Here is a 3,187-nt window from a genome sequence, read left to right on the forward strand (position 1 = left end):
GCTCCTGTTCTTCGTCAGATAGCCCGCTATCTTCCTCATCACAGAAGCGGAAATGCCTCAAAAACTCATCCCAAATCATCGCACGATAAATTCAAAACAGCTTCTAAATCAATATAAAGATTAGAGCCTGTCTGGGTTTATCGTGTGCTGATTGGGGATGTTTTTTGTAGAGACGCAAAATTTAGCATCTCTACTATAAGGAAGATAGCGGGCTATCTGATCATTAAAGATAAATCTGGCAATCCGTATCAGCATAAAGCGATGAATCTGCTGGCTTTATCAAGGAGTTTCATCCGCTTCCATTGGCAGATGAAGATGATAGACCGGTATACTTATTTACAAGCTATCGGGCAAAGATGTTTGCTGGAATTATCTTACAACATCTTTAGTGCCAGCTTGATGACTTGTTCTACAGTAGCGTCTGGTTCTGCTTTTAGGATACTAGCCACGGCTTTGTGCGTAGGAGCCTGTGCGAAACCTAACATAACCAGGGCGGCTACAGCTTCTTCGTAGATTTCGGCGTTGACAGATGCAGATATGGATGATACAGTCTCCGCTTCGGTAATACCTGTGGAGGCTATCTTGTCTTTCAGTTCGACAATGATGCGTTGCGCTGTTTTCAGCCCGATACCTTTTACGGTTTTCAGTAATTTGTCGTTTCCGCTGCTGATGACGTTGCACAATTCATTGGGAGAAAGAGCGGAGAGGATCATCCGTGCCGTGTTGCCTCCGATGCCCGAAACGGTGATGAGCAAAAGGAAAAGCTCGCGCTCCTGCTTGGTGGCGAAGCCGTAGAGCACATGGGCGTCTTCGCGGATTGCCTCGTAGATGAAGAGTTTGACTTCCTGCTTCCCTTGAATGGCGGAAAAGGTGTTGAGTGAAACATTGATGCCATAGCCTACACCGTGGCATTCTACTATTGCCATGGCGGGAGTCAGTTCGGTAAGTTCTCCTTTGATATATTCAATCATCTTTTTTGCTGCAATTTCTAATTTCGATGCAAAAATAGGCATAAGAAAGTTATAAATCATAAGTTTTGTGATAATATTTTCAAAATCGCTTCTTTCCGGTATGTCACGAATCGTTTCGTTTTTCTATCTTTGTGGCGTAAAAGTCGGTGAGTGACACACCACAGATTACACAGATTAGTTCAATTGAAGATTCATTTTAAAACATCAAACACGATGAAGAAAATTAGAGCAGCCGTAGTGGGTTACGGTAATATCGGAAAATTTACGCTGGAAGCGCTGGAAGCGGCTCCCGATTTCGAAGTGGCAGGTATTGTGCGCCGTCATGGGGCGGAAAACAAGCCTGCCGAGTTGGCAAACTATGAAGTGGTGAAAGACATCAAAGAACTGAAAGACGTGGATGTTGCCATTCTTGCCACTCCGACGCGCAGCGTAGAACAATATGCAAAAGAAATCCTCGCACTCGGTATCAACACCGTGGACAGCTTTGATATCCATACGCAAATCAGCGACTTGCGCCGTACATTGGGCGAAGTGGCTAAGGCAAACAATACCGTATCGGTTATTTCGGCAGGCTGGGACCCGGGAAGTGACTCGGTAGTACGTACCTTGCTGGAAGCCATTGCTCCGAAAGGCATTACCTATACCAACTTCGGTCCGGGCCGCAGCATGGGTCATTCTGTAGCTGTGCGTGCGATTGCCGGTGTGAAAGATGCATTGTCAATGACCATTCCGGTAGGTACGGGCATTCATCGCCGTATGGTATATGTAGAGCTGGAAGAGGGTGCCGATTTCAAGCAGGTAGAAGCAGCCATCAAGGCTGACCCGTATTTCGTGAATGACGAAACGCACGTGAAACAAGTCGCTTGTGTGGACGACCTGAACGATGTAGGGCACGGCGTGAACTTGGTTCGCAAAGGTGTATCGGGCAAGACTCATAACCAATTGTTCGAGTTTGATATGAAAATCAACAATCCGGCTCTGACTGCCCAAGTACTGGTATGCGTAGCCCGCGCCTCGATGCGTCAGCAACCGGGATGCTACACAATGATTGAGATTCCGGTAGTAGACCTCCTTCCGGGCGACCGTGATGAATGGGTGGCACATCTGGTATAATCTGGACGGAATCACATTGAAATAACAAAGACGCAGAAGTGTAAACGGATTATTATACTTCTGCGTCTTTCTTGTTTCAAAGATATTAACCTTGCACCTTCCAGTCGTCAATGGTCCCAGTCTGCGAGGAGAAGCTGGCACCTATTTTATATATAGGTCGCCTGTCGGAAGCATACGGGCGTGCGTATCCTTTTTCCTCTATTTGCTGTAAGGCTTCTTCTGCCGTTCCGTCCAGCTTAAATTCGAAGATATAGACGTAATCGGGTGTCTCTACGATGCAGTCCACCCGTCCTTCGCTCTGTTCCTTTTCGGTATAGACCGTATAGACGCTGACCAGGCGGAATATCAGGTAGAACGTATAGTGGAAATAACGCTCCCTTTCCCTCTCGTCCTGCTTGCGACGCATGGTATAGGGAATGTCGGCAAGGAAGGAGGTGAATAGCTTGTTTAATTTCTCCAATTCTCCCCTGCGCAAAGATAGGACCACATTACGCACCCAACTGCCCATTTCTTGCCGGGGCTTCAAATAATCTGAAGCAATCAATGCCACAAATCCTTTCTTGACTTCGTTGTTGGGAAAATCGAGCAGGAATGTCCCGAAATCGCGATCATAATCTTTGATGGTGAGGTATCCGCTCTGGTAAATCATCGGCAAAGGTTTTTCTACATTTGCCTTATAGTCGATAAACTCCTGCGGGTCGTAATATTTCCCGGTCAGTTCATCCAAATTCTCATTGGTATGTGTAAGCAGGCGGATGAGGTATGAAGGCGTACCGCTACGGAACCAGTAATCACGGATAGAGCCGGAAGCAAAAGCATTGAGCAGGCTGAAAGGATTGTAGACATCGGTCATCTTTTCACTGAAATGATATCCGTCGTACTGGCGTTTGAGCAGACCGGTCATTTCTTGCTTGGATATGCCTTCCCTGTCTGCCATATCACTTATCGGACCGGCAAAGTAGTGTTCCAGTTCTTCCTGGGTGATACCGCACAAGGCTTCATAGCGTATGTCCATGCTGATGTCGGCAGGCTGGTTGAAACCGCTGAACACGCTTACCTGCGAGAACTTGGTAACTCCGGTGAGCAAGACGAACTGCAGGTCA

At 47.0% G+C, this 3,187-nt stretch carries 3 protein-coding genes; 1 reads left to right on the forward strand and 2 read right to left on the reverse strand.

Going from position 1 to position 3,187, the window contains the following annotated elements:
- Positions 1–374: 374 nt before the first annotated feature.
- Complete coding sequence (gene ruvA / locus B5F71_RS19070; protein ID WP_087213483.1) at positions 375–971, reverse strand: Holliday junction branch migration protein RuvA; 597 nt, start codon at positions 969–971, stop codon at positions 375–377.
- A 213-nt stretch (positions 972–1,184) separates the two neighbouring features.
- Here ruvA and B5F71_RS19075 point away from each other — a divergent pair, with 213 nt between their 5' ends.
- On the forward strand, positions 1,185–2,084 hold the full coding sequence (locus B5F71_RS19075; RefSeq protein ID WP_013618489.1) for a diaminopimelate dehydrogenase: 900 nt from the start codon (positions 1,185–1,187) through the stop codon (positions 2,082–2,084).
- Positions 2,085–2,169: 85 nt separating this feature from the next.
- Here B5F71_RS19075 and B5F71_RS19080 read toward each other — a convergent pair.
- A partial coding sequence (locus B5F71_RS19080) for an AAA family ATPase (RefSeq protein WP_158098158.1) occupies positions 2,170–3,187 on the reverse strand: 1,018 nt, incomplete at its 5' end.

This window comes from Bacteroides sp. An269 (assembly GCF_002159755.1).
Classification (GTDB): domain Bacteria; phylum Bacteroidota; class Bacteroidia; order Bacteroidales; family Bacteroidaceae; genus Phocaeicola; species Phocaeicola intestinalis.

Bases quoted from the DNA above. Each gene is read 5' to 3' on its own strand.
- ruvA (WP_087213483.1), bottom strand. From the start codon at position 971: ATGATTGAATATATCAAAGGAGAACTTACCGAACTGACTCCCGCCATG.
- B5F71_RS19075 (WP_013618489.1), top strand. From the start codon at position 1,185: ATGAAGAAAATTAGAGCAGCCGTAGTGGGTTACGGTAATATCGGAAAA.